Here is a 15,762-nt window from a genome sequence, read left to right on the forward strand (position 1 = left end):
CAACTTTGATTATCTTGGGGCTCCAGTTTAAACGCATGCAGGAGGATTTAGGAGACTACCGGAAATCGTATCAGAAAGGGCAGTTGCTCGAGGGGGAAGTCCCCGCCAATCCCATGGAGCTGTTTCAGCAATGGTTCCGGATGGCCGAAGCGCACCCGGGCATGGATGAGCCCAATACCATGATGCTCACCACCATAGGGCAGGATGGCTTTCCCAAGGGACGGATTGTGCTGCTCAAGAGGTTTACCCACGAGGGGTTTATCTTCTACACCAATTACGAAAGTGAAAAGGGCCGGGCCATTGCGGCCAACAACCGGGTTTGCCTGTCGTTTTTCTGGCCGGTGCTGGAGCGGCAGGTGATTGTGAAGGGCCGGGCCGAAAAACTGGCGCCCAACCTTTCCGACGGGTATTTTGAGTCCCGGCCGGACGGGAGCAAGTTGGGGGCCATCGCTTCGCCCCAAAGCCAGGTAATCCCTTCCCGGGCCGTTTTGGAAGAAGCTGTCCGGGATCTGGAACAACGCTACCAGGGGCAGGAAATCCCCCGGCCCGATTTCTGGGGCGGCTTCCTGGTGCGGCCACAGAGCGTGGAATTCTGGCAGGGGAGGCCCAATCGCCTCCACGACCGGCTGCGCTACCTGCTGCAGGAAGACTGGGACTGGAAGCTGGAGCGCCTGGCGCCCTGAGGCTCCGAAAAAACAACCAATACCGACCTGTTAATAACATGAAAGAACTGATTCTGATCCGTCATGGCAAGTCTTCCTGGGAATACGACGTCTCGGATAAGGACCGCCCGTTAAGCGAACGGGGCGTGCAGGACGGCCACCTGGTGGCGGCTGCCCTCAAGCCGGAGTTGGCGGTCCCCGATGCCGTCTTTTCCAGCCCGGCCAACCGGGCTTTGCACACCTGTACCATCCTGATGCGCGAGCTGGGCATTCCCTACGATCGCCTGGAGCTTGCCGCAGCGCTCTATGATTTCAGCGGGGGTTCGGTCAAGGCATTTGTTCGCGGCCTGGACGATGCCCTGAAGCGGGTGCTGATCTTCGGCCACAACCACGCCTTTACCCTGGTGGCTAACGCCTGGGGCAGCCGGCACACGGACAACGTACCCACTACGGGATGCGTCCGCCTGCAATTTGATACGGCGCATTGGAAGGATATTACCCACGGCAGGACCCTTGGCATGGTCTTCCCGAAACACCTTAAATAATACATGGACAAAACCCAATACATCAACCGGGAAATCAGCTGGCTCCGCTTCAATGAACGCGTGTTGCAGGAGAGCCAGGACACCCGCGTACCCCTGATCGAACGCCTGCGTTTCCTGGGCATATTCTCGAACAACCTGGATGAATTCTTCAAGGTGCGCTATGCCACGGTCAAACGGATTGTGCAGGCCGGGAAATCCGGCAAGAGCGTATTGGGGGGCGAAAAGGCCAAGGACCTGCTGGAGGAGATCACGGCCATCGTGATCCGGCAGCAGGAAAAAAGCATTGAGATCCTCAGGGAGATCGAGGAAGAGCTGGAACGGGAGCATATCCACATCATCAACGAAACGGAAATACAGGAACACCAGGAGGAGTTTCTGCGCAATTACTTCATCCAGAAGGTCAATCCCATGCTGATGACCATCATTCTGGACGGGCTTACCGAATTCCCGGTCCTGAAGGACACCGCCGCCTACCTGGCCGTAAAGCTGGTGCTGCTGGATACGGAGGCCACAGACGGGGCCGAAAACGAGACCCGCTATGCCCTGATTGAGATCCCCAAGGACATCGACCGGTTTATCGTATTGCCCCCGGAAGGAGAGGACCACTATATCATTATCCTGGACGACCTGATCCGGTATTCCCTGAGGAGCATCTTCAACATGTTCAACCTCTCGGAGATCTCGGCCCATATGATCAAGATTACCCGCGATGCCGAGCTGGATATCGACAACGACCTGAGCAAAAGCTTTATCGAAAAAATCTCCACTTCGGTGGAGCACCGGAAAATCAGCGACCCGGTGCGTTTTGTCTACGACCGGGCCATTGAGGCGGACACCCTCAACTACCTGAAGGAAAAAATGAACATCCAGGATACGGACAGTGTCATTCCCGGGGGGCGTTACCACAACCGCCGGGATTATATGGGCTTTCCGAGCCTGGGCCGGGAAGACCTCATGTACGAAAAGATCCGGCCCCTCCCGGTGAAGGACCTCACCATGGAAGGGAGCATGCTGGTGGACATAGCCCGTCGGGATTACCTGATGTACGCCCCCTACCACACCTTTACCTATGTGATTAAATTCCTGAGGGAAGCGGCCCTGGACCCCAGGGTGCGGAGCATCAAGATTACCGTCTACCGCCTGGCGAACAATTCCCAGGTAGCGGCTGCCCTGATCAACGCGGTCAAGAACGGAAAGCAGGTTACGGTACAGATTGAGCTGCAGGCCCGCTTTGACGAGCGTGCCAATATTGAATACGCGGAACAACTGCAGGCGGAAGGGGTTAAGCTCATTTTCGGGGTCCCCGGCCTGAAGGTACACAGCAAGATCTGCGTCATAGAACGGGAGGAGGCCGAGGGCGTGAGGCGCTACGGCTTTATCAGCACGGGGAACTTCAACGAATCCACGGCCCGGGTCTATACGGATTATACCCTGTTTACCGCAGACGATTCCCTGCTGAAGGAATTGGCCAAGGTCTTCGATTTCTTTGAGACCACCTATAAAGTCAAGAAATACAAGCACCTGATTGTTTCCCCCCACTATACCCGGGAGCGCTTTGAGCGCCTGATCCGCAAGGAAATGGCCAATGCTGCAGCCGGTAAGGAGGCTTACATCAAGATCAAGATGAACAGCTTTACCTCCTACGATATGGTGGACCTGCTGTACGAGGCCAGCAATGCCGGAGTTAAGATCCAGCTCATCATCCGTGGGATTTGCTGCCTGGTGCCGGGCATCCCCGGGATGAGCGAAAACATCGAAGCCATAAGTATTGTGGACAAATTCCTGGAGCACCCCCGGGTCTTTATTTTTGCCAATAACGGCGACCCCAAGGTGTTCATCTCTTCGGCGGACTGGATGACCCGCAACCTGGATTACCGGGTGGAGGTGGGTTGCCCCATCTACCAGGAAGACATCAAACAGGAACTGATCGACACCTTCGAGATTTCATGGAGGGATAATGTGAAGGCAAGGGTCTTTGACGTAGAACAGCAGAACAACTACCGGGTTAATACCGAGGCGCCTTTCCGGTCGCAGTTCGAGATGTACGACTATTACCGTCGCAAGCTGGGGTTGAAGCCCTAGGCGGGGTTACCCGTGCACGGTTTCCTTTGTCCCGAGGCCTTTCATGATTTCTGCCTCGTACTCCAGCAGGGCCTGCCATTTGGCATCTACTTCGGCCTTATCCCCGAATTTGCGGGCGAATTTTAAAAACAGGGTGTAGTGCCCCGCTTCGCTCACCATGAGTTTGCGGTAAAACTCGGCCAGGTCGGCATCCCGGAGTTCCTCGGAGAGCAGGCGGAAGCGTTCGCAGCTGCGGGCTTCGATCAGGGCGGCGTAAAGCAGGCGATGCACCAGTTGCTCGCTTCTCGCCCCGCCTTTGGGGAAGAATTTCATCAGGGCAATCACGTATTCGTCCTTCCGGTAACGCCCCAGGGTTTTGCCGCGCGCGAGAATGCGCTCGTGCACCATCTTGAAGTGCCCCATCTCCTCCCGGGCCAGGGCCACCATTTCGTTAACCAGGTCCGGGTATTCCGGGAAGTTCACAATCAGGGAAATCGCCGTACTCGCCGCTTTCTGTTCGCAGAAGGCGTGGTCGGTCAGGATTTCGTCGATATTCTTTTCCACAATATTCACCCACCGGGGATCTGTAGGGAGCTTGAGTCCGAGCATGGCGTCCGTTTTTTGCGAAGGTAAAAAGTTTTGACGGGATCGCCCGATACGGTCTGGTTTCCCGTTTTTTCAGGCGGGAATCTGAATATTAATGGCTAGCTTTGTAAGGCTCCGGGGGTCCCGTTCCCCCGAACCTTCAACCCGGAAATCTATGCATTCTAACATCGCACCGGATGCCCTAGGGCAATGGCTGGTAGCGGAAGGAGGTGCCGAGGCTGCCGCCTGGCTGAAAAGTCAGCTTGCAGGCATTCTGGACCCGCCTTCGGGCCACAAGCTATTTATGGCCTACAGCCTGTGCGGGCGTAAGTTTCCGGATACTCCTATAGCGCCCCCACCCGCAGCGCTTATGGATCAGATGACGTATCTGCGGGAACATCAGATCCGAAGCCGGGAACTGGCCCGGGTATACCTGCTGGCCCGTGTGCTGGACGCCAACCCGGAATATTTTGTTCCCAAGGTTCGCCAACTGGCACAGGTGGCCGATACAGGGGAATTGGTGACCCTGCTCCGCTATCTTTCCACCTTGCCATCGGCCGCACAATTGTCAGACCTGGCGGTGGATGCCCTGCGCACGAACATTGCGGATGTCTTCGATGCCATCGCCCTCCGAAATCCCTATCCGGCCCGATATTTCAATACCGACCAGTGGAATCAGATGTATCTGAAGGCGGCCTTTATGCAGCGGGATCTGCTGGCCATCCCCGGGGTGGAAGCCCGGGCCAATGCCGATCTGGCCCGCATCATTTCGGATTATGCCCATGAACGCTGGGCAGCTTCCCGGGATATCGATCCTATTTTTTGGCGGCCGGTGGCAGCCTACCTGGATCAGGATGGTTTGCTGGCGGATATGCGCCGCCTGCTGAAAAGCCCTGACCCCAGGGAGCAAAAAGCGGGCTACCTGGTGTGCCGGGCTTCCGGGCTTGCCCGGGTTCAGGACCTGATTTGGGTCCACCCCCTGCATGCCGAATTCCAGAACCATCCCTTTCGCTGGGAAGACCTTAAAGCCAAATAGTTATGGAGAAACCCTTGCGTTTCATTGACCCCCATGTACACATGACCTCCCGTACCACGGACGATTACGAGGCCATGGCTGCCGCCGGCGTGGTGGCCCTTATCGAACCCGCCTTCTGGCTGGGCCAACCCAGGACCCAGGTGGGCTCCTTTCAGGATTACTACAGCAGCCTGGTGGGGTGGGAGCCTTTCCGGGCCAGCCAGTTTGGGATTAAGCACTACTGCACCATTGGCCTGAATTCCAAGGAGGCCAACAACGAACCTCTGGCCGAGGCCGTTATGGAACTGCTCCCCCTGTACCTCCATAAGGAGAATGTGGTAGGGGTAGGGGAAATCGGGTACGACGACCAAACTCCCACAGAGGATAAATTTTTCAGGGCGCAGTTGGAACTGGCCAGGGAAATGGGGATGAGCGTGCAGGTCCATACCCCTCACCGGGACAAAAAGGCCGGGACCATACGGAGTATGGAGGTATGCCTGGAGCACGGCCTGGCCCCGGCAGACGTGATTATAGATCACAACAATGAGGAGACCGTGCAGGAGGTGCTGGACCGTGGCTTCTGGGCGGCATTTACCATCTATCCCAAAACCAAAATGGGGAATGAGCGGATGGTGGAAGTCGTGCGCCGGTACGGCAGCGAACGTATCCTGGTGAACAGCTCTGCAGATTGGGGGGTGAGCGATCCGCTGGCCGTGCCTAAAACCGCTTCCCTTATGCTGCGCAGGGGGATTTCCCGGGAGGATGTGGAGCGTACCTGTTATCAGAATGCCCTGGATGCCTTTGGGCGGAACAGCGGCATGTCCGAACAGGACTGGCAGGAGGCCGGCGGCATTGACCAGCGCCAGCTCTTTAACGACAATAGCGTACTTCGCGGGCAGCAACCCCGGGTGGATTCCGACGAAATCCGATAAGGTGGTGGGGCAGACCGTATCGGGACTCATCCGGCTCACGCGCCCGGCCAACCTGCCGACGGCAGCCGCTGATATCCTTGCCGGGATGGCCATAGCCCTTGGGTTGGCGGGGATGTCTCCAGCTACCCTGGGTTCAGAACTCTTGCCTTCCGCCCTTTTGCTGGTAGCTGCTTCAAAAGCCCTGTATGCAGGCGGGGTGGTCCTTAACGATGTATTTGATGCAGGACTGGATGCCGTGGAACGGCCGGAACGGCCCATTCCCAGCGGCATGGTTCGCCGGGGTGCTGCAGGGGGCTTTGGGGCGCTGTTGCTCCTGGCCGGGATGGCCCTGGCCTATGCGCAAAGCCTGCAGAGTGCCGGGGTGGCCCTGATCCTGGCCATTAGTATACTCTGGTACGATGCCCTGGCCAAGAAGAACGGTTTTTTTGGGCCGCTGGCCATGGGGATATGCCGGGGCCTTAACCTGGCTCTGGGGATGAGCCTCCTCCCGCTTGGGGAAATATGGGTGTTTCTAGGGGTACCTCTGGTCTATATCTTTGCCATAACCACGGTTAGCCGCGGGGAGGTACACGGCTCGGGGAAAAAGCCCCTGATCCTGGCGGTGGTTTTCTACGCGATCGTTATTTTTACGCTGGGCTACCTGGTGTGGTACCATCAGGGAAACCTGCCTTATGCCGTGGCCTTCCTGGCGCTTTTTGCGATCCTGGTCTTCCGGCCCCTTTTGGCGGCGCTCAGAGAACCCCTTCCCTCCCGGATCCGGAAGGCCGTAAAATGGGGGGTGATCGGGATTATTGCCATGGACGCTGCCTGGGCGGCGGGTTTTGGCGATTGGTGGCTGGGCCTGATGGTGCTGCTGTTGTTACCCCTGGCCCGCTGGCTGGCTGGGCGTTTTGCTGTGACATAGACCTTATGAAACGTATAGAAAAGACATTTTCCGTCCCCTTCAGGCACCGCCTGCTGTTTACGCGGGGGCTTTTTGAACCTGATAATGCCCTGCTGGCCGAAGTGGTGCGGGGCTACCGTCCGGACTCGGCTGTCCGCCTCCTCTTTGTGGCAGACTCGGGGGTGCTGGATGCCCATCCGGGCCTGGAGCAGCGCATCCGGGCCTATTGCCGGAAATGGGAGGCCCACCTGGACTTTACAGCCCTGTTATCCGTGCCCGGGGGCGAAGCCGCCAAGAATTCCGAAACCTGGTCCCAGCAGGTGCTGCAGGCCATTGACCGGGAGCGGATTTGCCGCCACTCCATTGTAGTGGCCATTGGCGGGGGCGCGGTGATCGACATGGTCGGGTATGCCGCGGCCATTGCGCACCGGGGGGTACAGCTGCTCAGGATCCCAACTACGGTTTTGGCTCAGAACGATGCGGCCGTGGGGGTTAAGAATGGACTCAATGCCTTTGGCAAAAAGAATTTTGTGGGCACGTTTGCCGTGCCCCTGGCCATCCTGAACGACGCAGACTTCCTCCGCACCCTGGAAGACCGGGATTGGATTGCCGGGATGGCTGAGGCCGTGAAGGTGGCCCTGATTAAGGATGCCGGTTTTTTTGAGGCGCTGGAAGAACGGGCACGGGCCCTGCGCCAGCGCGATATGGAGGCCATGGACCACCTGATCTACCGCTGTGCGGAACTGCATATAGATCATATAGCCGGTGGAGGGGACCCTTTTGAAAGCGGGTCTTCCCGCCCCCTGGATTTCGGCCACTGGGCCGGCCACAAACTGGAGCACCTGACCCATTACGAAATGCGCCACGGCGAAGCTGTTGCCCTGGGGATGGCCATAGACGTGGTGTACAGCCACCTTACGGGTTGGCTGACCCGGGAAGACCGGGACCGGGTTCTTGCCCTGCTAGAGGCCCTGGGCTTTACCCTGGAATTGCCGGTGCTGGAAACGGATGGGGTAGAGGCCCTGCTGCAGGGGATTGAAGAATTCCGGGAGCACCTGGGCGGACGCCTGACCATTACGCTATTGGAAGGGCTTGGCCGCAAGCGGGATGTCCACCAGATCGATTTGCCAACCATGCGCCAGGCCATCGGCTCCTTTTTGCCGGGCCGGGGGATTGAAAAAGCCTCCTGATGCGCCTGGAAGGCCCGCTGCATATCAGTTATTGCACCAACATCCACCCCGGATCCGATTGGGCAACCACCTTTAAGGCCCTGGAGGCCTACCTGCCTGGGATCAAGGCGCAGGTAGCCCCAAACCAGCCCATGGGCCTGGGCCTCCGGTTATCGGATAAGGCCAGCCGCGAACTGGGTGAGGGTCCGGCCCTGGAGGCCTTTCGCACCTGGCTGGATGCCCGGCAGATCTATGTCTTTACCATGAACGGGTTTCCCTACGGGGATTTCCACGGCAGCCCGGTGAAGGACCAGGTGCACCACCCGGACTGGACACGGCCCGAACGCCTGGAGTACACCCTAAGGCTGTTCCGCCAGCTGGAACAGCTCATGCCGGCAGGGGAGGAGGCAGGGATATCTACCTCCCCCGTAAGCTACAAGTACTGGCACAAGGACAAGGCCGCCACAGCTTCGGCCCTGGGGGAAGGCGCCCGGCAGATGGCCCGGGTGGCCGCTTACCTGGCCGGTCGGGAAGCCGCCACCGGCAACTACCTCCACCTGGATGTAGAACCCGAACCCGATGGTCTTTTGGAAAATACGGCAGACGTCCTGAGGTTTTACCAGGATTACCTCCTGCCCCTGGGCGGCCCCATTTTGGAAGAAACCCTTGGCATAGGCCCGGAGGAAGCAAGGGAGGCCCTGTTGCGTCACATTACCCTCTGTTATGATATTTGCCACTTTGCACTGGCCTTTGAAGGGCCGGAAAAGGTGCTGCCTGCCCTGCAGGCCGCCGGGATTCGGGTAGGCAAGATCCAGGTAAGCGCCGCCCTGAAAATTCCGGCCGGGAAGGATCCCATGGCCGCCCTGCAAGCCCTACAGGCTTTTAACGAACCCATATACCTGCACCAGGTGACCCGGCAGACCCCTTCCGGGGTACAGACTTATCCGGATTTGCCCGAACTGTTTCGGGAGGCCCCCGAATTTCAGGAATTGCGGGCCCATTTCCACGTGCCGGTATTTACGCAGACCTTCGGCTTGCTGGAAGCCACCCAGCCGGAAATCCTGGAGGTCCTTCAGACGCTTAAGGCAAGTCCCTTTACGCGTCACCTGGAGGTGGAGACCTATACCTGGGAGGTACTGCCCCCGGGCCTGAAGGAGGACCTCGGGGCTTCTATTGCCCGGGAGTTACAATGGTTAAAAACGGCATTGGAATCGTGAAAAAGACGGTGGTCATTAACGTGGTGGGCCTGACCCGCAGGCTTCTGGGTCCTCACATGCCCCGGATCACCGCTTTTGCCGAAAGGGGCGGGATGCAGGACATCCACCCGGTGCTGCCGGCCGTGACCTGTACCGCCCAGTCTACCTATCTGACGGGTACCTGGCCCGAAGACCATGGCATTGTGGGTAATGGATGGTACTTTAACGAGGAGCTGGAGGTGAAGTTCTGGAGGCAATCCAACCGCCTGGTGCAGGGAGATAAAATCTGGGATGCCCTCCGTAGGGAAAACCCCGGTTTTACCTGTGCCAATATGTTCTGGTGGTACAATATGTATTCCAGCGTGGATTTTAGCGTGACCCCGCGACCCAATTACCTGGCAGACGGTCGTAAAATCCCGGATGTCTACAGCCACCCCGCCGGTCTCAGGGACCGCTTGCAGGAGGAGTTGGGAACCTTTCCCCTCTTCCATTTCTGGGGCCCTAAAACCAGTATCCGTTCCACAGAGTGGATTGCCAACGCCAGTATGCTGACGGACCGCTGGCATAACCCCACCCTGACCCTGATTTACCTGCCCCACCTGGATTACAACCTGCAGCGCCACGGTTTGGACATGGATCGCATTGCCACGGATTTGCAGGAGGTAGACCGGGTGACGGGCAACCTGATTGATTATTATTCCGGGCAGGGGGCCCGGGTAGTACTCCTTTCGGAATATGGCATCACGAACGTACACCGACCGGTTCACCTGAACCGTGTGCTGCGGGCCGCAGAACTGCTTGCCGTGCGGGTAGAGCGTGGGCTGGAACTCCTGGACGCCGGGGCCAGTGAGGCCTTTGCCGTAGCAGATCACCAGGTGGCCCATATCTATGTAAAGGATCCTGCTCGGATTCCCGAAGTGCAGGCGCTGCTGGCATCCCTTCCCGGGGTGGAACGCCTGCTGGTCGGGGAGGAGCGCAGCGCAGCTCACCTGGGGCATGCCCGTTGCGGGGACCTGGTAGCCGTAGCCGACGCAGATTCCTGGTTTACTTACTACTATTGGGAGGATGATGCCCGGGCTCCGGATTTTGCCCGGACGGTCGATATTCATCGCAAACCGGGGTACGACCCGGTGGAATTGTTTACGGACCCGGACGATGCCTGGGTGATGCCCCGGGTAGTCGGAAAACTGTTGCGGAAGAAATTGGGCTTCCGTACCTTAATGAACATCATTCCACTGAAACCGGAGCTGGTGAAGGGCTCCCATGGACGCATCCCGGACGATCCGCTGGATTATCCTATCTTTATTTCAGACAACCCCGTTTTTCAGAACCCCGACCCCATGCAGGCTACCGAGGTGTATTCCTGCCTTAAAAGGCTTCTGGAGGCGGAATAAGACCAACCGATGAAACCTTTTTTCAAAGCTTTTGCCGCGCTGATGGCCCTTTTGTTTGCCTGGGCTGCCTATGTTCAACTCAATGACCCGGATGCCGCCGTCTGGATTGGGATCTATTTGGTAGCCGCCCTGGGGTGCCTGGGGTTTGCCCTGGGAAAACTCCCCTATTGGCTGGCACTGGTGTTGGGCATAGCCTATCTGGCTGGCACCTTTCTTTTCTGGCCGGAAAGTTTTGAAGGGGTTCGCTTTGGGGAGCGCGGAATGGCCAATATGAATATTGAACGCGGGCGGGAATCCCTGGGGCTGGCTATAACTGCCCTGGTATTCCTGCTACTCAGCTGGCGCATCCGCAGGGACCGGTCATAATTCCAGGTCGAAGGTTTTTCGCAGCAGATCCAGGGCCGGGTTTTGTTCCCGTAACTTCTCGTATTTCTCCTGGGGGGTAAAGGCGTACTGGCGTTCGGTTTCCTCGTTCACCGTGATCTTGAGGTGCAGGTGGTGGTTGTTCAGCTCCTGTTTCAGGTAGCGCATCAGCTCGTACTGATCCCGTTCCACCTCCTTTTTCATGGTACTGTTGGGTAGTTCTATCCAGATGGTGTGCGGCCCCTGCAGTTTGGGCGTATCCGTGCTCAGGCTGGCAGCCAGGATTTTCTTGCCAGAGGCTTCCAGGGTGCCCACAAATGCCTTCCAGTGTGTTTGCATGGCCTCCTCCGAAACCGGATCGTCCGGCAATTCCTCCGGCACCTCTTCGGCTTCGCGTTTGCGCTGTTCATGGGCTTTTTTGGCCCGGATGCTGGAAAGGGACAGGCCGGAGACGCCCTGCCGCTGCTGGGGGGTGGGCAGTGCTGGTCTGGCGGGTTGCTCCTCCGGGATCCCGGATACATCCGTAGGGGTTTCGGGTGCCCTGGCGGCCGTAGCATTTCCAGAAATTTCCGGGTTTTTGGCGGGTTCCGAGGCCTGGACTTCAGGGGTCGGTGGTTCCGACTTCATTTCCGACTCCGGATGTTCTGTAATGGCTTGGGGTTGCACGGGCTCTTCTGCCGGGGTTTCGGGCACTACATGGGTGGGGGCGTCTTCCGGGTCTGGCACCTGGGTTTCAGGTGCAGCAGGTGTAGCCAGGGAGGGGGTAGTTTCGGGAACCACGGTAAACCGCGATGCCGGGATCAGGGGGGCGTCTCCCCTAGTCTTTTTTTTTTGGCCCTGTTCTACAGAGGCCAATTTCATCAGGCAGAGTTCTACCAGCAGGCGGTGGTTCTTGCTGCTTTTGTAATCCAGGTCGCATTGGTTGGCCAGGTCCAGGACTTCCAGCAGGAAGGGGCCGCTGCAGCGCTGGGATTGCTCCAGGTACCGCTGGCGCGTGGCTTCGCTGGTTTCCAGCAGGGCTACGGTATCCTGGTGGCGGCACACCATGAGATCCCGGAAGTGGGAGGCCAGCCCGCTGATGAAGTGGTGGCCGTCAAACCCCTGGGCCAGTACCTGATTGAAATAGAGTAACAGGGCGGGGATATCCCCTTCCAGAATCAGGTCTGTGCTGTGGAAGTACACGTCTACATCCAGCACGTTCAGGTTTTCGGCCACGGCCTTCCGGGTAAGCTGGTTCCCGGCAAAGCTCACCACCCGGTCAAAAATAGAGAGGGCGTCGCGCATGGCGCCGTCCGCCTTTTGGGCAATCATGTGCAGGGCTTCTTCCTCGGCTTCCACGCCTTGCTGCCCGGCGATGTACTTCAGGTAATCCACCCCGTCCTGTACCGTAATACGCCGAAAGTCAAAAATCTGGCAACGGGAGAGGATGGTGGGGATAATTTTGTGTTTTTCGGTGGTAGCCAGGATAAAAATGGCATGGGCCGGCGGCTCTTCCAGGGTTTTCAGAAAGGCGTTAAAGGCCGCCTGGGAAAGCATGTGCACCTCGTCGATGATGTACACCTTATATTTTCCTACCTGAGGGGGGATGCGCACCTGGTCAATCAGGTTGCGGATGTCGTCTACCGAATTGTTCGAAGCGGCATCGAGTTCAAAGATGTTGAATGCAAAGTCCTCCCCATCGCGCTGGTTGCCATCCTCATTGATCTTTTTCGCCAAAATCCGGGCGCAGGTGGTCTTTCCAACCCCCCGGGGTCCGCAAAACAAAAGGGCCTGGGCCAGGTGGTTGCTGGCAATCGCATTTTCGAGGGTGCGCGTAATGGCCTGCTGGCCAATGACGTCCTCGAATTGCTGGGGGCGGTATTTCCGTGCCGATACGATAAAGGGTTCCATCCGAAAGACCTTATGCAGCGCGCCAACGCTGGCGCCCCTGCAGTCTTACAAATATAACCATCGAAGTGGTTTTCCTGCACCTGCAGGCCCCTGCGCCCCCTTGAACTTATTAACAATAGCCGTATCTTTGCAAACAGAGCAGGCCGGCCTGTCGCTCCGGGGAAACCCCCGGTGAGGAAAGTCCGGACACCATAGTGCGGCATAGCGGGTAACGCCCGTCACCGTGTAGTAGAAGCAGGCTTCACTATACGGGAGGACCAGTGCAACAGAAAGCAAGTACAGTTCGGCTGTAGTGAAATCAGGTAAACTCTATGCGGTGAAACGCCACATAGGCCAGCGTTTAAGGGTGGCACGCCCAAGCTGGCGGGTAGGCGGATCGAACCCGTGGGTAACTGCGGGTCCAGATAAATGACAGGTACCCCGGATCCGTCCGGGTACAGAATCCGGCTTATGGCCTGCTTTTTTCTTTGAACCCGAATGCCGCACTCAGGCGCCGCTGCGCCCGGGTCTTTCATCCCCTTAGATTGGCTTTTTCTCGCGACGTAGCGCTGCTATGCCACTCCAAAAACCCTGCCTAAGGGAAATAAAATCCCTCGGGCTCGCCTGCCGCCTTCCTGCGTCCTTCGGGTTCTTCTTTTTCGGGATTAACCCTTTTTCCAGACCCAGAATTCATAGGCCTCGCCTGGCTCCTTCAAACCCAAACCGGGTTCTTTTCTTTTTCAGTTAAGAAACCAGAACTTCCACTGCGACCTGAGGGAAGCAAAACCTCTCGGGCTCGCCTGCCGCCTTCCTGCGTCCTTCGGGTTCTTCTTTTTCGGGATTACCCCTTTTTCCAGACCCAGAATTCATAGGCCTCGCCTGGCTCCTTCAAATTCAGGCGAGGTACTTTCCTTTTTCAGTCTGGTTGATTGATAACCCCACGCTCCGTGTTAGTGTACCGGCTTGCGGGTGTATTTCGAAAAAGGGTAAAGTTCCTTATTAAAGGGGTTGGCCTAAGGCTGGGCAACCCGCTCAAAAAAGCTAAAGGCCGAGCTGCCGTAGACACGCTGCTCGGTAAAGCCAGGCCAGTCGCTGGGGTCGGTTTGCCGGCCGTGTTCCAGGATAAAAATGCCGTCCTCGGCCAGGAGCTCCGGGGAAGTACAGCGGGCTGCCAGCTGTTTCATGGCAACAGGATCCAGGTCGTAGGGGGGGTCCGCAAAGATCAGGTCAAAGCTGCGACCCACGCGATCTACATATTTCAGGGCGTCCTGCCGCATCGGGTGCACCGGTAGTTCCAGGGCCTTGGCGGTTTTCCGGATAAAAGAAACACACCCGGGGTGGGCATCTACGGCGGTTACCGAAGCGCAGCCGCGGGAGGCGCATTCCAGGGCAATATTGCCCGTGCCTGAAAACAAATCCAAAACTTCCGTGTCCGGCCAGTATACCCGGTGGGCCAGGATATTGAACAGGCCTTCCTTGGCCCGGTCAGTGGTTGGGCGGACCGGGAGGTTTTTAGGGGCTTGAAGCCGCCTGCCTTTATGGGTACCGGAGATGATGCGCATTACAGAGCGCCAATCAGGGTGAAATCCGGGGAGGCTTCGGCATCCGTCACGGGATAGCCCGGGCCCCCGGGAATAAAGATGGCTACGTTTTCGAGGTACTCCGAGGCCTGTTCAAAGATGGGGTCGCCTTCGGTCACCTCGCCCAGTAACCGGAGTTTTACGCGCAAGGGGTCCAGGCCCAGCTGTTCCAGGGTAAAGAGGAGGTAATACAGGAAATCCAGGTCGCCATGGAGGGAAAAACTGTTGAAGAACCGTAATTTCTTATGGGCAAAAACGGCGATATCCAATTGGGATTCCCCCAGGTGGGCATAACAGACCGTCCCCTGCCCGCTGCTGGGCAATTTCACCAGGGTTTCCAGCAATACGGTACCCGAGTGTTTGAATTCGAAGGGGCCAAAAAGGTCGTACAGGTAATTGTTGATGTTGGTGAAGGGCACATAGACGTTCATCAGGTCCAGGCCGGCTACCGGGTCGTGGTCCAGGCGGTCCGTGGGCAGCATCTTGGCGTTGAATTTCAGGTAGTCTGCCAGGTCTTCCTCCCGGAAGAAGGCCTGGGGCACCAGGCTGAAAAGCGTATTGCGGTGGATGGCCACTACCTCGGTGAAAGCGTAGTCCCAGACCCCCTGTTCCCGCAGGTGCTCCTTGAGTTCATGTTGCAGTCGGTAGGGGGTCACCGGCGCCTCAAAGCGGTGTGCATACCGCAGGGATAGGTTCTTTTCAACCGTATCGAGCACACAAAAAGAAAGTCCATTCAGGCTTACCTGAATGGACAGTTTATGATAAGGAGTGTCGGAGGCGCTCAGCGCCTTATTGTTGTTCTCCTTTTTTGTCATAGATCGGGGGCCAGTTACCGCTGGTACTCACCTTGGTGAGGGAACCTACGGTGATTTCGGAACCGTTAACTTCTTCCACGCTAACCTGAGCGTTCTCACGGGCCACCAGGTCTTCCGGCTGATCGAAAAGGATAATTTTCTTGGCTACCTTGGCCTCAAAGACGGGGGCGCGGTATCCGCTTTGCTCAATAAAATCCGCTTTCATGGTGAAGGTCTCATTGCCCTGGGCATGCGGGACATTCATCATGGAGTTGTAACGGGTGTCCGCTTTAAAGAGGGAGTCTTTCACGGATACATATCCCAGGGTATCGATAATCTTCACTTCCTTAAGCATGTCGATGCCGTAGGTGGGGTCGAATTCCATATAGGAGGAATCCCGCTGCTGGGTGATAACGTACTGGCCGGTATCCACGAATTTGATCAGGCTCTGGAAATCCTTGGCGTAGTTCCCGTTTACCGTTTTATAGGCTTCCTGGGCGTTGCGGATATCTTTCAGGCGGTCGATTACATCGGCAAATCGTTCCTTTTTAATTTTGTCGAATTCTATGGGGCCGGTTACGGATTGGTATATCATGTACCCCAGAACGATACATACAATCCAGAGAACAATCTGCAGTACGGTTTTCATTTTATCTCGCGTTATTTTGGATTTATTGGTTATTCACAAATCTACGATTTTTTTTTAATCGCAAA

At 57.3% G+C, this 15,762-nt stretch carries 15 protein-coding genes and 1 other RNA gene; 11 read left to right on the plus strand and 5 right to left on the minus strand.

Annotation, left to right across the window (positions count from 1 at the left end; genetic code table 11):
* The first annotated feature begins 35 nt into the window (after positions 1–35).
* Genes pdxH through ppk1 form a run of 3 tightly spaced genes read left to right on the plus strand, consistent with a single transcriptional unit; the run spans position 36 to position 3,289 of the window.
* Positions 36–683, plus strand: coding sequence for a pyridoxamine 5'-phosphate oxidase (gene pdxH, locus OZ410_RS09785; RefSeq protein ID WP_277707778.1), 648 nt, complete (start codon positions 36–38; stop codon positions 681–683).
* A 38-nt stretch (positions 684–721) separates the two neighbouring features.
* The gene (locus tag OZ410_RS09790) at positions 722–1,207 is read left to right on the plus strand and encodes a SixA phosphatase family protein (RefSeq protein ID WP_277707779.1); all 486 of its coding nucleotides are present in this window, start codon (positions 722–724) and stop codon (positions 1,205–1,207) included.
* Positions 1,208–1,210: 3 nt separating this feature from the next.
* On the plus strand, positions 1,211–3,289 hold the full coding sequence (gene ppk1 / locus OZ410_RS09795) for a polyphosphate kinase 1 (protein ID WP_277707780.1): 2,079 nt from the start codon (positions 1,211–1,213) through the stop codon (positions 3,287–3,289).
* A gap of 6 nt (positions 3,290–3,295) precedes the next feature.
* Here ppk1 and OZ410_RS09800 read toward each other — a convergent pair whose 3' ends face one another.
* Positions 3,296–3,877, minus strand: coding sequence for a MiaE family protein (locus tag OZ410_RS09800; protein ID WP_277707781.1), 582 nt, complete (start codon positions 3,875–3,877; stop codon positions 3,296–3,298).
* A gap of 151 nt (positions 3,878–4,028) precedes the next feature.
* On the opposite strand from OZ410_RS09800, the gene OZ410_RS09805 reads away from it, so the two are divergent.
* The 7 genes from OZ410_RS09805 to OZ410_RS09835 are packed head-to-tail and all read left to right on the plus strand — an operon-like array spanning position 4,029 to position 10,808.
* Positions 4,029–4,889 carry an EboA domain-containing protein gene (locus OZ410_RS09805; RefSeq protein ID WP_277707782.1) on the plus strand — a complete coding sequence of 287 codons (861 nt, stop codon included), beginning with the start codon at positions 4,029–4,031 and terminating at the stop codon, positions 4,887–4,889.
* A gap of 2 nt (positions 4,890–4,891) precedes the next feature.
* A complete protein-coding gene (locus OZ410_RS09810; protein WP_277707783.1) occupies positions 4,892–5,800 on the plus strand; it encodes a TatD family hydrolase in 909 nt (302 codons plus the stop codon).
* 4 nt (positions 5,801–5,804) lie between these two features.
* Positions 5,805–6,704 (plus strand): UbiA-like protein EboC, encoded by a 900-nt coding sequence (gene eboC, locus OZ410_RS09815; protein ID WP_277707784.1) that lies wholly within the window; start codon positions 5,805–5,807, stop codon positions 6,702–6,704.
* A gap of 5 nt (positions 6,705–6,709) precedes the next feature.
* Positions 6,710–7,873: a 3-dehydroquinate synthase gene (locus tag OZ410_RS09820; RefSeq protein ID WP_277707785.1), complete on the plus strand. Its 1,164-nt coding sequence runs from the start codon at positions 6,710–6,712 to the stop codon at positions 7,871–7,873.
* Positions 7,873–9,069 (plus strand): metabolite traffic protein EboE, encoded by a 1,197-nt coding sequence (gene eboE / locus OZ410_RS09825; protein WP_277707786.1) that lies wholly within the window; start codon positions 7,873–7,875, stop codon positions 9,067–9,069. Before OZ410_RS09820 ends, eboE begins: the two co-directional genes overlap by 1 nt.
* Positions 9,066–10,442 (plus strand): alkaline phosphatase family protein, encoded by a 1,377-nt coding sequence (locus tag OZ410_RS09830; protein ID WP_277707787.1) that lies wholly within the window; start codon positions 9,066–9,068, stop codon positions 10,440–10,442. Before eboE ends, OZ410_RS09830 begins: the two co-directional genes overlap by 4 nt.
* A gap of 9 nt (positions 10,443–10,451) precedes the next feature.
* On the plus strand, positions 10,452–10,808 hold the full coding sequence (locus OZ410_RS09835; protein WP_277707788.1) for a transmembrane 220 family protein: 357 nt from the start codon (positions 10,452–10,454) through the stop codon (positions 10,806–10,808).
* Here OZ410_RS09835 and OZ410_RS09840 read toward each other — a convergent pair.
* Positions 10,803–12,695, minus strand: a complete 1,893-nt coding sequence (locus OZ410_RS09840; RefSeq protein WP_277707790.1) for a DNA polymerase III subunit gamma/tau — start codon at positions 12,693–12,695, stop codon at positions 10,803–10,805. The two genes, OZ410_RS09835 and OZ410_RS09840, sit on opposite strands and share 6 nt — an antisense overlap.
* 135 nt (positions 12,696–12,830) lie before the next feature.
* On the opposite strand from OZ410_RS09840, the gene rnpB reads away from it, so the two are divergent.
* Positions 12,831–13,161, plus strand: an RNA gene (rnpB, locus tag OZ410_RS09845) — RNase P RNA component class A.
* Positions 13,162–13,687: 526 nt separating this feature from the next.
* Here rnpB and OZ410_RS09850 read toward each other — a convergent pair.
* The 3 genes from OZ410_RS09850 to OZ410_RS09860 are packed head-to-tail and all read right to left on the minus strand — an operon-like array spanning position 13,688 to position 15,697.
* Entirely contained in the window at positions 13,688–14,236 is a 549-nt protein-coding gene (locus tag OZ410_RS09850) for an RsmD family RNA methyltransferase (protein WP_277707791.1), read from the minus strand.
* Positions 14,236–15,069 carry a DUF3822 family protein gene (locus OZ410_RS09855; protein ID WP_277707792.1) on the minus strand — a complete coding sequence of 278 codons (834 nt, stop codon included), beginning with the start codon at positions 15,067–15,069 and terminating at the stop codon, positions 14,236–14,238. The genes OZ410_RS09850 and OZ410_RS09855 overlap by 1 nt, the downstream gene beginning before the upstream one ends.
* Complete coding sequence (locus OZ410_RS09860; protein WP_277707793.1) at positions 15,044–15,697, minus strand: hypothetical protein; 654 nt, start codon at positions 15,695–15,697, stop codon at positions 15,044–15,046. Before OZ410_RS09860 ends, OZ410_RS09855 begins: the two co-directional genes overlap by 26 nt.
* Positions 15,698–15,762 lie beyond the last annotated feature (65 nt).

Source organism: Robiginitalea aestuariiviva (assembly GCF_029537735.1).
GTDB lineage: Bacteria > Bacteroidota > Bacteroidia > Flavobacteriales > Flavobacteriaceae > Robiginitalea > Robiginitalea aestuariiviva.

Bases quoted from the DNA above. Each gene is read 5' to 3' on its own strand.
- pdxH (WP_277707778.1), top strand. From the start codon at position 36: ATGCAGGAGGATTTAGGAGACTACCGGAAATCGTATCAGAAAGGGCAG.
- OZ410_RS09790 (WP_277707779.1), top strand. From the start codon at position 722: ATGAAAGAACTGATTCTGATCCGTCATGGCAAGTCTTCCTGGGAATAC.
- ppk1 (WP_277707780.1), top strand. From the start codon at position 1,211: ATGGACAAAACCCAATACATCAACCGGGAAATCAGCTGGCTCCGCTTC.
- OZ410_RS09800 (WP_277707781.1), bottom strand. From the start codon at position 3,877: ATGCTCGGACTCAAGCTCCCTACAGATCCCCGGTGGGTGAATATTGTG.
- OZ410_RS09805 (WP_277707782.1), top strand. From the start codon at position 4,029: ATGCATTCTAACATCGCACCGGATGCCCTAGGGCAATGGCTGGTAGCG.
- OZ410_RS09810 (WP_277707783.1), top strand. From the start codon at position 4,892: ATGGAGAAACCCTTGCGTTTCATTGACCCCCATGTACACATGACCTCC.
- OZ410_RS09820 (WP_277707785.1), top strand. From the start codon at position 6,710: ATGAAACGTATAGAAAAGACATTTTCCGTCCCCTTCAGGCACCGCCTG.
- eboE (WP_277707786.1), top strand. From the start codon at position 7,873: ATGCGCCTGGAAGGCCCGCTGCATATCAGTTATTGCACCAACATCCAC.
- OZ410_RS09835 (WP_277707788.1), top strand. From the start codon at position 10,452: ATGAAACCTTTTTTCAAAGCTTTTGCCGCGCTGATGGCCCTTTTGTTT.
- OZ410_RS09840 (WP_277707790.1), bottom strand. From the start codon at position 12,695: ATGGAACCCTTTATCGTATCGGCACGGAAATACCGCCCCCAGCAATTC.
- OZ410_RS09850 (WP_277707791.1), bottom strand. From the start codon at position 14,236: ATGCGCATCATCTCCGGTACCCATAAAGGCAGGCGGCTTCAAGCCCCT.
- OZ410_RS09855 (WP_277707792.1), bottom strand. From the start codon at position 15,069: ATGACAAAAAAGGAGAACAACAATAAGGCGCTGAGCGCCTCCGACACT.
- OZ410_RS09860 (WP_277707793.1), bottom strand. From the start codon at position 15,697: ATGAAAACCGTACTGCAGATTGTTCTCTGGATTGTATGTATCGTTCTG.